Annotated in this window: 14 protein-coding genes and 1 tRNA gene; 5 read left to right on the plus strand and 10 right to left on the minus strand. The window is 70.3% G+C overall.

Annotation, left to right across the window (positions count from 1 at the left end; translation table 11 throughout):
* Position 1 precedes the first annotated feature (1 nt).
* Positions 2-1,294: an adenylosuccinate synthase gene (locus HS109_01055; protein ID MBE7520952.1), complete on the plus strand. Its 1,293-nt coding sequence runs from the start codon at positions 2-4 to the stop codon at positions 1,292-1,294.
* 129 nt (positions 1,295-1,423) lie between these two features.
* Positions 1,424-2,026, plus strand: coding sequence for a phosphoribosyltransferase (locus tag HS109_01060; protein ID MBE7520953.1), 603 nt, complete (start codon positions 1,424-1,426; stop codon positions 2,024-2,026).
* A 70-nt stretch (positions 2,027-2,096) separates the two neighbouring features.
* On the opposite strand, the gene HS109_01065 is transcribed toward HS109_01060, so the two are convergent.
* Positions 2,097-2,181 (minus strand) — tRNA-Leu (locus HS109_01065).
* A 21-nt stretch (positions 2,182-2,202) separates the two neighbouring features.
* On the opposite strand from HS109_01065, the gene rnr reads away from it, so the two are divergent.
* Positions 2,203-4,440, plus strand: coding sequence for a ribonuclease R (gene rnr, locus HS109_01070; protein MBE7520954.1), 2,238 nt, complete (start codon positions 2,203-2,205; stop codon positions 4,438-4,440).
* On the plus strand, positions 4,437-5,300 hold the full coding sequence (gene serB / locus HS109_01075; GenBank protein MBE7520955.1) for a phosphoserine phosphatase SerB: 864 nt from the start codon (positions 4,437-4,439) through the stop codon (positions 5,298-5,300). The genes rnr and serB overlap by 4 nt, the downstream gene beginning before the upstream one ends.
* 7 nt (positions 5,301-5,307) lie before the next feature.
* On the opposite strand, the gene iscX is transcribed toward serB, so the two are convergent.
* The 9 genes from iscX to cysE form a co-directional block, all read right to left on the minus strand.
* Entirely contained in the window at positions 5,308-5,499 is a 192-nt protein-coding gene (gene iscX, locus HS109_01080) for a Fe-S cluster assembly protein IscX (protein ID MBE7520956.1), read from the minus strand.
* Entirely contained in the window at positions 5,496-5,834 is a 339-nt protein-coding gene (gene fdx / locus HS109_01085; GenBank protein ID MBE7520957.1) for an ISC system 2Fe-2S type ferredoxin, read from the minus strand. Before fdx ends, iscX begins: the two co-directional genes overlap by 4 nt.
* Before the next feature lie 4 nt (positions 5,835-5,838).
* Positions 5,839-7,704 carry a Fe-S protein assembly chaperone HscA gene (hscA, locus tag HS109_01090; protein MBE7520958.1) on the minus strand — a complete coding sequence of 622 codons (1,866 nt, stop codon included), beginning with the start codon at positions 7,702-7,704 and terminating at the stop codon, positions 5,839-5,841.
* A gap of 76 nt (positions 7,705-7,780) precedes the next feature.
* The gene (gene hscB / locus HS109_01095; GenBank protein MBE7520959.1) at positions 7,781-8,311 is read right to left on the minus strand and encodes a Fe-S protein assembly co-chaperone HscB; all 531 of its coding nucleotides are present in this window, start codon (positions 8,309-8,311) and stop codon (positions 7,781-7,783) included.
* Positions 8,312-8,384: 73 nt separating this feature from the next.
* On the minus strand, positions 8,385-8,708 hold the full coding sequence (gene iscA, locus HS109_01100; GenBank protein MBE7520960.1) for an iron-sulfur cluster assembly protein IscA: 324 nt from the start codon (positions 8,706-8,708) through the stop codon (positions 8,385-8,387).
* Position 8,709: 1 nt separating this feature from the next.
* A complete protein-coding gene (gene iscU, locus HS109_01105; protein ID MBE7520961.1) occupies positions 8,710-9,129 on the minus strand; it encodes a Fe-S cluster assembly scaffold IscU in 420 nt (139 codons plus the stop codon).
* A 137-nt stretch (positions 9,130-9,266) separates the two neighbouring features.
* On the minus strand, positions 9,267-10,475 hold the full coding sequence (locus HS109_01110) for an IscS subfamily cysteine desulfurase (GenBank protein ID MBE7520962.1): 1,209 nt from the start codon (positions 10,473-10,475) through the stop codon (positions 9,267-9,269).
* A gap of 23 nt (positions 10,476-10,498) precedes the next feature.
* A complete protein-coding gene (iscR, locus tag HS109_01115; GenBank protein MBE7520963.1) occupies positions 10,499-10,981 on the minus strand; it encodes a Fe-S cluster assembly transcriptional regulator IscR in 483 nt (160 codons plus the stop codon).
* Between the two features lie 146 nt (positions 10,982-11,127).
* A complete protein-coding gene (gene cysE, locus HS109_01120) occupies positions 11,128-11,880 on the minus strand; it encodes a serine O-acetyltransferase (GenBank protein MBE7520964.1) in 753 nt (250 codons plus the stop codon).
* 113 nt (positions 11,881-11,993) lie between these two features.
* On the opposite strand from cysE, the gene HS109_01125 reads away from it, so the two are divergent.
* On the plus strand, positions 11,994-12,827 hold the full coding sequence (locus HS109_01125) for an alpha/beta hydrolase (protein ID MBE7520965.1): 834 nt from the start codon (positions 11,994-11,996) through the stop codon (positions 12,825-12,827).
* Positions 12,828-12,858 lie beyond the last annotated feature (31 nt).

Genomic DNA, 12,858 nt, shown 5'->3' on the forward strand with positions numbered 1-12,858 from the left:
CATGGGCAGGAGCGTCGTGGTCATCGGCACCCAATGGGGCGATGAAGGCAAGGGCAAGATCGTCGACTGGCTGACCGAGAGCGCGTCGGGCGTCGTCCGCTTCCAGGGCGGGCACAACGCCGGGCACACGCTCGTCATCGGCGGGAAGAAGACGGTGCTGCGCCTGATCCCGTCGGGCGTGCTGCGGCCGGGCGTGCGCATCTACATCGGCAACGGCGTCGTCGTGTCGCCGTCCGCCCTGCTCACCGAGATCGGTGAACTCGAGGCCGCCGGCGTGAAGGTCCGCGATCGCCTCGCGATCTCGCCGGCATGTCCGCTGGTGATGCCCTACCACGTCGCGCTCGACCAGGCGCGCGAGAGCGGCGCGGGCGGCGACAGGATCGGCACGACCGGACGCGGCATCGGCCCCGCGTACGAGGACAAGATCGCGCGGCGCGCGCTGCGCGTGCAGGATCTCCTCGATCCGGACCGTTTCGCCGCGAAGCTCGAGCGCGTGCTGGGCTACCACAATTTCGTGCTCGAGCACTACCACAAGGTCGCGCCGGTACCCTTCGAGCGGACGCGCGACGAGGCGCTCGCGCATGCGCGCACGATCTCGCCGATGGTCGCCGACGTCGCGGCGATGCTGCACGCGGCCCGCGAACGCGGCGAATCGCTGCTGTTCGAGGGTGCGCAGGGCGCGCTGCTCGACATCGACCACGGCACCTATCCGTACGTCACGAGTTCCAATTGCATCGCCGGTGCCGCGGCCCCGGGCAGCGGTATCGGGCCGCACGGGATCGACTACGTGCTCGGCATCGTCAAGGCGTACACGACGCGCGTGGGCGGCGGGCCGTTCCCGACCGAACTCGCCGACGAGACCGGCGCGCGGCTCGCGAAACGCGGCAACGAATTCGGCTCGGTCACCGGCCGTCCGCGACGCTGCGGGTGGATCGACGTTCCGCTGCTGCGCCGGTCGGTGCAGCTCTCCGGCGTCGACGGCCTGTGCATCACCAAGCTCGACGTGCTCGACGGTCTCCCCGAGATCCGGATCTGCACCGGCTACACGATCGACGGCAGTCCCACGGACGTGGTCCCGACCGGCGCCGACGCCGTCGCGAAATGCGTTCCGGTCTACGAGACGATTCCCGGCTGGAGCGACAGCACGGTCGGCGTGCGCAAGATGGACGCTCTACCCGGCGCGGCCCGCGCCTACCTCGACCGCATCGAGGCGCTCGCAGGCGTTCCGATCGCGATGGTGTCGACCGGGCCGGACCGGGACGAGACGATCCTGCGGCACCATCCGTTCCACTGATCAAAGGGGTCAGACTCGATTGATCGTCGATCAGAAGGTCGAAGGGGTCGATCGAGTCTCGAAAGGTTCGGGCTCCATCGATCCGCCCGAAGCGTTTCAATCGAGTCTGACCCCATTGATCAGGCTAGAATGCGCCCTTCGCCGACCCGCCACCGTGGAGCGGCGACGCGGGTCGGGAACGGCCCGGCACGGGGGACGACGCGCATGAGCCTGCACGTGAGCTGGGACGAGTACCACAGGCTGATCGAGCGGCTGGCGCTCGTCGTTCACGAGGCGGACTATGCGTTCGACCAGATCATCTGCATCGCCCGGGGAGGGCTTCGTGTCGGCGACGTGCTCTCGCGCATCTACGAGAAGCCGCTCGCGATCCTGTCGACGCATTCGTACGCGGCGGACGGCGGGACGGTGCGGGGCGACCTCGTGATCGCCGAGCACATGACGATGACCGCGCCGAAGCTCGGCAGCCACGTGCTCCTGGTCGACGACATGGTCGACTCGGGCCACACGCTCGCGAAGGTCGTCGACACGCTGCCGAAGCGCTTCCCGCACATGCGGGAGCTGCGCTCTGCGGTGCTCTGGTGGAAGGCATGCTCGGTCTTCCGGCCCGATTTCCACGTCGCGTACCTGCCGGACAACCCGTGGATCCACCAGCCGTTCGAGGTCTACGACAGGATGCGGCCGCAGGAGCTGGCCGCGCGGCTCGCGAGCGGCGGCGCTCGCGCCGCGGATTGACTCCGGCGCACCATGAAAAACGCCCGCGGCTGCGGGCGTCGGTGTTGCGGTCGCTCGTGCCGGCCGGGACTGGTGCCCAGAAGAGGACTCGAACCTCCACGGTGTTACCCGCCAGTACCTGAAACTGGTGCGTCTACCAATTCCGCCATCTGGGCGTCCGAGGTCGACCGCACGAACTGAACTCGTTATTTTACAAGGACATTCCAACGTTGTCAAAGAAGAAGTCCCCCTCCGCACCTCCTTTCGCACCATCCTCGGTCCTCGCGGCGCTGGCCGAAGCCGGGGTCCCGCTGGCGCCCGACGAACTCGCCGCACGCCTCGGGCTCGGCCGTCGCGAGCGAGGCGCGCTCGACGACGAGATCGCCCGCCTGCACGAGCGCGGCGATGTCCACGTCAACCGCAAGGGCCAGCTCTGCATCGCCTCGAAGCTCGACCTCGTCGCCGGGCGCCTCGAAGGCCATCCGGACGGCTTCGGCTTCCTGATCCGCGACGACGCCGGCCCCGACATCGCGCTGCCCGCACGCGAGATGCACAAGGCGCTGCACGGCGATCGCGTCAGCGTGCGCGTCACCGGCACCGATCGTCGCGGCCGTCCCGAGGGCGAAGTCGTCGAGGTGCTCGAACGGGCCCACCGCGAGGTCGTCGGGCGCATGCACGAGGAACGCGGCGTGTCGTTCGTGGTCGCCGAGAACCGCCGCATCGCGCAGGACCTCATCGTTCCCGACAAGGATCGCGGCAAGGCGAAGCCCGGCGACGTCGTGGTGGTCGAGATCGTCGAATACCCGACCGCCGAGCGCGAGCCGATCGCGCGCGTGATCGAGGTGCTCGGCCGCGCGACCGATCCCGGGATCGAGATCGAGATCGCGCTGCGCAAGCACGCCCTGCCGTTCGAGTTCTCGAAGGCCGCGACGGCCCAGGCGAAGAAGCTGCCCGCGAAAGTGCTCGCGGGCGAACGCGCGGGCCGCGTCGACCTCACCCCCCTGCCGCTGGTGACGATCGACGGCGAAACCGCGAAGGACTTCGACGACGCGGTCTGGTGCGAGCGCAAGGGCAAGGGCTGGCGGCTCGTCGTCGCCATCGCCGACGTGTCGCACTACGTGAAGGACGGCGACGCGATCGACCGCGACGCACGCGAGCGCGCGACCTCGGTCTACTTCCCGCGGCGCGTGATTCCGATGCTCCCGGAGGCCCTCTCCAACGAGCTGTGCTCGCTCAGGCCCGAGGTCGACCGGCTGTGCATGGCCGCCGACATGGAGATCACCGCGGCCGGCGCGGTCCGTCGCTACCGGTTCTACCCGGCCGTGATGCACTCGCGCGCCCGGTTCACCTACACCGAGGTCTGGGGCTGGCTCCGCGATCCGTCGACGGCGACCGACGAGCGCGCGAAGGCCCTGCTGCCGCAGCTCCAGGCGCTGCACGAACTCTACCGCGTGCTCGACGCCAGCCGTGACGCGCGCGGCGCGATCGACTTCGAGACCGTCGAGCATGTGCTCGTCTTCGACGCGCAAGGCAAGATCGAGCGGATCGTGCCGGCGCCGCGCAACGACGCGCACAAGCTGATCGAGGAGTGCATGCTCGCCGCGAACGTCTGTGCCGCCGACATGCTCGCGAAGGCCGGCCACCCGGCGCTCTACCGCGTGCACGAGGGACCGACGCCGGAGAAGCTCGAGCAGCTGAAGGCGTTCCTCGGGGCGAGCGCGCTGACGCTCACCGGCGGCGACGAGCCCACGGCGATGGACTACGCGAAGCTGCTCGAACGGATCCGCGGCCGGCCGGACTTCGAGCTGCTGCAGACGGTGCTGCTGCGCTCGCTGCAGCAGGCGCGTTATCGCCCCGACAACGTCGGCCACTTCGGTCTCGCCTACGAAGCCTACGCGCACTTCACCTCGCCGATCCGGCGCTATCCCGACCTGACGGTGCACCGCGCGATCCGGGCGGTGCTCTCCGGCGCTCGCTACCAACCGGGCGGCACGACCTGGACCGAGCTGGGCGAGCACTGCTCCACGGCGGAGCGTCGCGCCGACGACGCGACGCGCGACGTCGAAGCCTGGCTCAAGTGCTGGTACATGCAGGACAAGGTCGGGGAGCGTTTCGAAGGCACGGTGAGCGGCGTGGCGAGTTTCGGCCTGTTCGTGACGCTCGACGGCCTCGCCATCGACGGCCTCGTTCACGTCACCGAACTGCCGCGCGACTACTTCCGTTTCGACCCGGTGCGTCACGCACTGGCCGGCGAGCGCAGTGGACTCGCGTTTCGGCTCGCCGATCGCGTGCGCGTCACCGTCGCGCGCGTCGACCTCGAGCAGAGCCGCATCGACTTCACGCTCGCGGAGTCGGCCGGTGCCTCGCATCCCGCGGTCTCGCAGCCGCTCTCGCGGGAGGATCGGCCGCGCTCGCCGCGCAAGGGGCCGCGATGAGCGGCGCGGACGTCGACGTCGTCGTCCAGGGCGCGTCGGTCGAGAGCGACGAACTGGCGAGCCTCGCGGCGATCACCGATCCCGACGCCATCGAGGCGATCCCCGCCCGCGCGGGCGCGACGGTCGTGGCGTGGCGCCTGCGCGGGGTGCGCGATGCCGGCGGCGTGCGCGAAGCCTGCGCCGCGGCCGGCCTCGACTGCGCGATCGTCCCGCGCGACCGGCGTCTCGCCGACCTGCGCGTGCTCGCGCTCGACATGGACTCGACGCTCATCACGATCGAGTGCATCGACGAGATCGCCGACCATGCCGGGCGGAAGGCCGAGGTCGCGGCGGTGACGGCCGCCGCGATGCGCGGCGAGATCGACTTCGCCGGAAGCCTGCAGAGGCGCGTCGCGCTGCTCGCCGGACTACCGGTCGACACGCTCGACGCCGTCTACCGCGACCGGCTCGAACTCTCGCCCGGCGCGCGGGTCTTGCTCGACGCGGCGCGCGCCGCCGGCGCGAAAACGCTGCTCGTCTCCGGCGGCTTCACGTTCTTCACCGAGCGCCTGAAGGCGTCCCTCGATCTCGACGCCGCGGTCGCGAACACGCTCGAGGTGATCGACGGAAGGCTGACCGGCCGGGTGCGCGGCCCCATCGTCGACGCGGACCGCAAGGCCGCGGCGCTCTCCGCGATGCGCGCCGAACACGCGGCCGACGGCGGCATCGTCGCCGCGATCGGCGACGGCGCGAACGACCTGCCGATGCTGCGCGAAGCCGACGTGTCGGTCGCCTACCGCGCCAAGCCGGCCGTGCGCGCCCGGGCGACGCACGCGATCGACCACGGCGGGCTCGACGCGGTGCTGAACCTCTTCAACTGACCGACGCCTAAGCCTCGTCGATCCACGCTGCCTGGATGGCCTCGAGGATCTTCTCCCCCGAGCGCTTCGGGTCGTCGGCGAATCCGGCGAGTGCGACGACCATGTCGCGCAGGTCGACGAAGTTGACGCGCCGGGGATCGACGTCCGGATGCGCATCCGCGAGCGCGAGCGCGATCTCCCGCGAGTCGGTCCACTTCACTTGCGCTCCTTCGCGTAGTTGATCGTGTAACGCGGGATCTCGATGACGAGCCGTTCGTCGCCGACCACCGCCTGGCACGACAGCCGCGACTGCGGCGTGAGGCCCCAGGCGCGGTCGAGCAGGTCGTCCTCGTCCTCGGTCGACGGCTCGAGCGAGCCGCCGCCCTCGCGCACGATCACGTGGCAGGTGGTGCACGCGCAGGATTTCTCGCACGCGTGCTCGACCTCGATGCCGTGTTCGAGCAGGTTGTCGAGGACGGACTTGCCCGGCTCGGCCTCGAAGGACTTGCCGTCGGGGCAGATCTCGGGGTGCGGCAGGACGACGATCTCGGTCATGGGTTCATGCGATCGAATCGACCGCGCGTCCGGCGAGCGAGCGCCTGACGCCGCGGTCCATGCGCCGCGCGGCGAACTCCGCCGTGGCGCGGTTGGCGGCCTCGACGGCCGACCGGAGCACGCGGGCGTCCGTGCCGTCGCGCGCCGCGCGCATCGCCGCGAGCGCCGCGTCGATCGACGCGCGTTCCTCGGGCGCGAGCAGGTCGGCGTCCGATGCGAGGGCGGCCTCGGTCGCCATCGCGATGTGATCGGCCTCGACGCGGGCTTCCGCGAACATGCGGGCCGCCATGTCGTCCGCGGCGTGGTCGAACGACTCGCGCAGCATCCGCGCGACCTCGTCGTCGGACAGTCCGTACGACGGCTTCACCGCGACGGAGGCCTCGACCCCGGTCGTCTGTTCGCGCGCGGACACCGACAGCAATCCGTCCGCGTCGACCTGGAAGGTCACGCGGATCCGGGCGGCGCCGGCCCCCATCGGCGGGATACCGCGCAGTTCGAACCGCGCGAGCGAGCGGCAATCGTCGACGCGTTCGCGCTCGCCCTGCACGACGTGGATCGCCATCGCGCCCTGCCCGTCCTTCCAGGTCGTGAAGTCCTGCGCCCGCGTCACCGGGATCGTCGCGTTGCGCGGGACGATCTTCTCGGCCAGCCCGCCCATCGTCTCGATGCCGAGCGAGAGCGGGATCACGTCGAGCAGCAGCCAGTCGTCGCCGCGCGCCCGGTTGCCGGCGAGCGCGTTCGCCTGCATCGCCGCGCCGAGGGCGACGATCTCGTCGGGATTGAGGTTCGCGAGCGGCGTCTGGCCGAAGAACTCCGCGACCGCCCGCCGCACCTCGCGCATCCGCGTCGCGCCGCCGACCAGCACGACGCCGTCGAGGTCGGTGGGCTTGAGTCCCGCGTCGCGCAGCGCCCGCCGCGCGGGCGCGAGCGTCTTCTCGATCAGGTTGCGCGTGATCGACGAGAACGTCGCCGCGGTGAGCGACAGGTCGATACGCTGGCCGGTCGACAGCGTCGCCACGATCGGCGCCGCGGCATGCCCGGTGAGCATCTCCTTCGCCTCGCGCGCGCGGAGGAGGAGCGCGCGCGCGTCCTCCGGCGACGGCGGAGGGACTCGTGCGGCCTCGAGGATCCAGCAGAACACCCGGTGGTCGAAGTCGTCGCCCCCGAGCGCGGAATCGCCGTTGGTCGCGAGCACCTCGAACACGCCGCGCGAGAGCTTCAGGATCGAGATGTCGAAGGTGCCGCCACCCAGGTCGTAAACCGCGTAGGTGCCTTCCGCGCCCTGGTCGAGCCCGTAGGCGACCGCGGCCGCCGTCGGCTCGTTCAGGAGCCGCAGCACCGGAAGGCCCGCGATGCGCGCGGCGTCCTTCGTCGCCTGCCGCTGCGCGTCGTCGAAATACGCCGGGACGGTCACCACCGCCGCCTCCACCGGCCCGCCGAGCGAAGCCTCCGCGCGCATGCGGAGCGCTCGCAGCAGATCGGCGGACACTTCGACCGGGGACTTTTCGCCGGCACGCGTCGCCACGCGAACCATCCCCTGCCCGTCGACGAACCGGTACGGGAAGCGGCGGTCGTCGGCGAGGTCCGCGAGGCCGCGACCCATGTAGCGTTTCACCGAGACGAGCGTGTTCTGCGGATCGGAAGTCTGCGCCTGCACGGCGTCGTACCCGATCTCGATGCCTTCGGCGCCGTAGTGGACGATCGAGGGCACCAGCGGGCGTCCGTCCGCATCGGTCAGCACGTACGCGATGCCGTCGTCGCGCACCGACGCGACGAGCGAGTTGGTCGTGCCGAGGTCGATGCCGATCGCGCGCCGGCGCGCGCGCGGCGCCGGCGCCTCGTCCGGCTCGGCGATCTGCATCAGCGCCATGATTCGGCTCCGCGAGACACGGCCATCGCGTCCGGCACACCGTCTCCGGAACGCGGCATCGGTGCCTGGCCCGCGATCATGCGTCGACCTCGGCGAGCAGCGCGTCGACGTCCTCCGCGACCTTCCCGAGGAAGCGCAGTTCGCGCACGCGCGCACGTGCGCACGCGAGATCCGGGGGCGATTCGAGCGCCTGCGCGACCGCGGCTTCGGTCGCCGCCGCCTCGTCGCGCACTTCCGCGAGCAACCTCTCGAGTGCCTGCGTGTCGCGCGCACCGGCGGCGTCGGAAGCCAGTTCGCGCCGCTCGAGCTGGCGCTCGAGGAAGGCCGGATCGAGCGAGGTGTCCGATTCGTCGAACGCGTCGATGCCGCGCAGCGTGAGGAGGTAACGCGCGCGCTCGACCGGATCGCCGAGCGCCCGGTACGCCTCGTTCACGCGCGCGGCGGCCTGCAGCGCGAGCCGTCGCTCCGCGTCGCCCGCCGACGCGTGCCGGTCCGGGTGCACCGTCCGCTGCAGCTCACGGTACGCGCGCTCGAGCGCCGCCGGGTCGATCGCGTAGCGCACCGGCAGGCCGAAGAGCTCGAAGTGGTTGCGCGTGAAGTCCAGCACGATGCGGTGAGGAGGCAGCCGACCCCGGCGCGCGAGGCGCCGTGCCCCGCGACGCGCGACGCCCGGCCCGGGTTCAGACGTTGAAGGACTCTCCGCAGCCGCACTCGTCCTTGACGTTCGGATTGCGGAACTTGAAGCCCTCGTTCAGCCCTTCGCGCGTGAAGTCGAGCTCGGTGCCGTCGACGTAGGGCAGGCTCTTCGGGTCGACGAGCACGGTCACGCCGTGCGCCGAGAACTCGTGGTCCTCGGCCTTCCGCTCGTCGGCGAACTCGAGCTTGTAGGCGAGCCCGGAGCACCCGGAGGTCTTGACGCCGAGCCGCATCCCCACGCCCTTGCCCCGGCGCGCGAGCTGCGACGCGAGGTGCTTCGCCGCCGTTTCGGTGATGGTGATCGCCATGTCAGTCCGCCGCGGCCGTCTCGCCCGCCGGCGCGCTCTCGGTGCCGTGCTTCTTCCGGTAGTCCGCGACTGCCGCCTTGATCGCATCCTCGGCGAGGATCGAGCAGTGGATCTTCACCGGCGGCAGCGCGAGTTCCTCCGCGATCTCGGTGTTGCGGATCGACATCGCCTGGTCGAGCGTCTTGCCCTTGACCCACTCGGTCACGAGCGAGGACGACGCGATCGCCGAGCCGCAGCCGTAGGTCTTGAACTTCGCGTCCTCGATCCGCCCGTCGTCGCCGACCTTGATCTGCAGCTTCATCACGTCGCCGCACGCGGGCGCGCCGACCATGCCCGTGCCGACGGCCGAGTCGTCCTTCGCGAACGAGCCGACGTTGCGCGGATTCTCGTAGTGATCGAGTACCTTGTCGCTGTATGCCATTTTCTATGCTCCTTCCGATCGGGGAAGGGGAAAGGGAGAAGGGGGAAGGGTGAAATCGCGCCGTCCGAAGACGTCGGCAACATCGTTCGCGTATCCGAACCGCACCCTTCTCGCTTCCCCCTTCCCCCTTCCCTGGTTCAATGCGCCGCCCACTGCACCGTGCCGAGGTCGATGCCCTCCTCGTGCATCTCCCACAGCGGCGAGAGTTCGCGCAGCTTCGCGATCTTCCGCTCGAGGAGGTCGACCGTGTAGTCGATGTCCGCCGGCGTGGTGAACCGGCCGACGGTGAAACGGATCGAGCTGTGCGCGAGTTCGTCGCTGCGCCCGAGCGCCCGCAGCACGTACGACGGCTCGAGCGACGCCGACGTGCAGGCCGAGCCCGACGAGACCGCCACGTCCTTGATCGCCATGATGAGGCTCTCGCCCTCGACGAAATTGAAGCTGACGTTCAGGTTGTGCGGCACGCGGTGCGCGAGGCTGCCGTTCACGTAGACCTCGGGAATGTCGGACAGTCCCTTCCACAAGCGATCGCGCAGCGCGCGGATGCGCTCGCACTCCTCGGCCATCTCGGCCTTCGCGATGCGGAACGCCTCGCCCATGCCGACGATCTGGTGGGTCGGGAGCGTGCCGGAGCGCATGCCGCGCTCGTGTCCGCCGCCGTGCATCTGCGCCTCGATGCGCACGCGCGGCTTGCGCCGCACGAACAGCGCGCCCACGCCCTTCGGTCCGTAGGTCTTGTGCGCGGAGAAGCTCATCAGGTCGGCCTTGAGCGTCGCGAGGTCGATCGGCAGCTTGCCGGTCGCCTGCGCCGCGTCGACGTGGAAGACGATCCCCCGCTTGCGGCAGGCCTCGCCCATCGCCGCGACGTCCTGCACGACGCCGATCTCGTTGTTCACCATCATCACCGACACGACGATCGTGTCGGGACGCAGCGCGGCCTCGAACGACGCGAGCGGCACCATCCCCTCGGCGTCGACGTCGAGCCAGGTGACCTCGAAGCCCTCGCGCTCGAGTTCGCGCATCGTGTCGAGCGTCGCCTTGTGCTCGGTCTTCACCGTGACCAGGTGCCGGCCCTTGTCCTTGTAGAAGTGCGCGGCGCCCTTCAACGCGAGGTTGATCGACTCGGTCGCGCCCGAGGTCCACACGATCTCGCGCGGATCGCAGTTGACGAGCGCAGCGACGTGCCCGCGGGCCTTCTCCACCGCCTCCTCCGCCGCCCAGCCGTACGCGTGCGAACGCGACGCCGGGTTGCCGAAGTTCTCGGTGAGCCAGGGAATCATCGCCTGCGCGACGCGCGGGTCCACCGGCGTCGTCGCGGAGTAGTCGAGGTAGATCGGCAGTTTCATGGCGGCATCCGGACGTGGGAGGTTCAGGCAGCGACGGGTTCGGACGAGCGCCGGCTCGGTCGCCGATGGTCGTGCAGCACCACCGGTTCGCCGTCCGCGGGCGCGGCCTGCTGGCGCACGAGTTCGGCGAGCGTGATCGAGCCCAGGTAGGCGAAGATGTGCGCGTTGAGCCCGGACCACAACTCGTGGGTCATGCAGCGTTTGTCGTCGTGGCAGTTCTCGCGTCCGCCGCATTGCGTCGCGTCGATCGGCTCGTCGACGGCGAGGATCACGTCGGCGACCGAGATCGTGTCGCCTCCGCGCGCGAGGTTGTAACCGCCGCCCGGCCCGCGCACGCTGTCCACCAATCCCGCCCGGCGCAGCTTGCCGAACAACTGCTCCAGGTAGGAGAGCGAGATCTTCTGCCGCTCCGACACCGCCGCGAGCGTCACCGGGCCGCGCTGGCCCTGCATCGCCACGTCGATCATCGCGGTCACCGCGAACCGGCCCTTCGTCGTCAGGCGCATGGTGGGATCCTCGTTTCCGACGGATCGTCGCCGCTCGACTGCCGCGGCGAACGACCGTTCGTTGCCCAAGTCTTCGGAAGGAAATGCCCCTCCGATGTGAATTGTCCTATACCCGAATGATTTAGTCAACTATAACTGCCGCAAGTTCAACGCAGCGACCGATCGATCTGACCGGGATCGAAGCCATCGGCCAGGTTCCGATCCTCGTCGCTGGATACGCCCTGGCGCCGCAGGTCCGCGACCAGGCGGTCGAGCCTCGCATCGGTCGCGGCCGCGTGGTCGAGGAGTTTGTGGATCGCCAGGACCATCGGGTCGTCGACCTCCTTGCCGATCGCATAGGCCGAGAATCCCAGCTTGTCCGCCTGCTCCTGCCGCTGCCCGTCATCGGCCTCGTGGATGCGGGCGGGAATGCCGACGGCGGTCACTCCCGCGGGCACGTCGCGCACGACCACCGCGTTCGAGCCCACCTTCGCACCGTCTCCGACGCTGATCGGCCCGAGGATCTTCGCCCCGGCGCCCACCACGACGTTCCGCCCGAGCGTCGGGTGGCGTTTGCCCTTGTTCCACGACGTACCGCCGAGCGTGACCCCGTGGTAGAGCGTCGTGTCGTCGCCGATCTCGGCGGTCTCGCCGATCACGATCCCCATGCCGTGGTCGATGAAGACCCGCCGCCCGATCGTCGCGCCGGGGTGGATCTCGATGCCGGTGAGGAACCGACCCAGGTGCGAGACGAGCCGCGCGAACCACTTGAATCCGCCGCGCCACAGGCGGTTCGCCACGGCACGGTGCCACAGGAGCGCGTGCAGGCCCGGATAGCAGGTGAGCACCTCGAAGCGCGTGCGCGCCGCGGGGTCGCGGTCGAACACGACGGCGATGTCTTCGCGGAGGCGGTCGAACATGGGGAAATCGTCTCATATCCGATCATTTCGCTCAAGTATTCGCCGGCAGCCTCGGCGAAGCCCCTTGCTACACTGGATCGCTCCTCCCTCGACACCTCCCGAAGCGCATTCCGATGCCGGACGGCTCCGCCCCACGAGCGCAGGCCGCGGTCCACATTGCGGCGGAGCGCTGGCTGCCTGCCGGCAGTGCTCGGGCCGTGGTCGTGTTCATGCACGGCCTGGGCGAGCATCGCCGCGCGCGGCCCTACCCGCCGTTCTACCAGGCGCTGGCGGCGCGAGGATTCGCCGTGCTGGCGTTCGACCTGCGCGGCCACGGCGAGTCGCAGGGTCCGCGGTTGTACGCGCGCGACTTGGGCGTGCTGACCCGGGACCTGTCGCATGCGATCGACCTCGCCGCCGACGAGGCGGACGGTCGGCCCGTGTTCGTGATGGGCGGGAGCCTCGGAGGATTGCTCGCGCTCACTGCGGCGTTCGAACCGCACGACAGTCTCGCCGGCATCATCGCCGGCGCTCCGGCGCTCGACGCGAGCGGCGCGACCGGATTCGCACGACGGATGCTGCCGCTCCTCGGCCGGCTCGCGCCGCGCCTGCGCCTCGATCCGGGGCTCGACCTCTCGGGCATCACGCGCGATTCGCGCGCGCTCGCCCTCTACCTGGACGATCCGCGCCTGCAACTCGGGAAGATCACGCCGGGTCTCGCCCGCGCCGCGCTCGACGGCATCGAACTCGTGATGCGCCGCGCCGACGACCTCGCGGTGCCGCTCCTCCTGATGCACGGGCTCGCCGATCGCATCGTGCCGCCGGACGGCACGATCGCGCTCCACGCGATCGCCGGCGCGCGCGACAAGACGCTCAGGACCTATCCGGAGGCCTTCCACCACCTGCTCCTCGACGTGCGCGACGAGACCACGCGCGACGTGCTCGCTTGGCTCGAGGCGCGGAGCTGAACGTCGGATGGCCGCGCGGTGCGCGCGCTGC

The sequence above is a fragment of the Burkholderiales bacterium genome, from assembly GCA_015075645.1.
Taxonomy (GTDB): domain Bacteria; phylum Pseudomonadota; class Gammaproteobacteria; order Burkholderiales; family Casimicrobiaceae; genus VBCG01.

Excerpts from the sequence above, each read along its gene's own strand:
- HS109_01110 (MBE7520962.1), bottom strand. The coding sequence starts at position 10,475 with ATGAAACTGCCGATCTACCTCGACTACTCCGCGACGACGCCGGTGGAC.
- serB (MBE7520955.1), top strand. The coding sequence starts at position 4,437 with ATGAGCGGCGCGGACGTCGACGTCGTCGTCCAGGGCGCGTCGGTCGAG.
- HS109_01125 (MBE7520965.1), top strand. The coding sequence starts at position 11,994 with ATGCCGGACGGCTCCGCCCCACGAGCGCAGGCCGCGGTCCACATTGCG.
- iscA (MBE7520960.1), bottom strand. The coding sequence starts at position 8,708 with ATGGCGATCACCATCACCGAAACGGCGGCGAAGCACCTCGCGTCGCAG.
- hscA (MBE7520958.1), bottom strand. The coding sequence starts at position 7,704 with ATGGCGCTGATGCAGATCGCCGAGCCGGACGAGGCGCCGGCGCCGCGC.
- HS109_01060 (MBE7520953.1), top strand. The coding sequence starts at position 1,424 with ATGCGCCCTTCGCCGACCCGCCACCGTGGAGCGGCGACGCGGGTCGGG.
- iscU (MBE7520961.1), bottom strand. The coding sequence starts at position 9,129 with ATGGCATACAGCGACAAGGTACTCGATCACTACGAGAATCCGCGCAAC.
- HS109_01055 (MBE7520952.1), top strand. The coding sequence starts at position 2 with ATGGGCAGGAGCGTCGTGGTCATCGGCACCCAATGGGGCGATGAAGGC.
- iscR (MBE7520963.1), bottom strand. The coding sequence starts at position 10,981 with ATGCGCCTGACGACGAAGGGCCGGTTCGCGGTGACCGCGATGATCGAC.
- cysE (MBE7520964.1), bottom strand. The coding sequence starts at position 11,880 with ATGTTCGACCGCCTCCGCGAAGACATCGCCGTCGTGTTCGACCGCGAC.
- fdx (MBE7520957.1), bottom strand. The coding sequence starts at position 5,834 with ATGACCGAGATCGTCGTCCTGCCGCACCCCGAGATCTGCCCCGACGGC.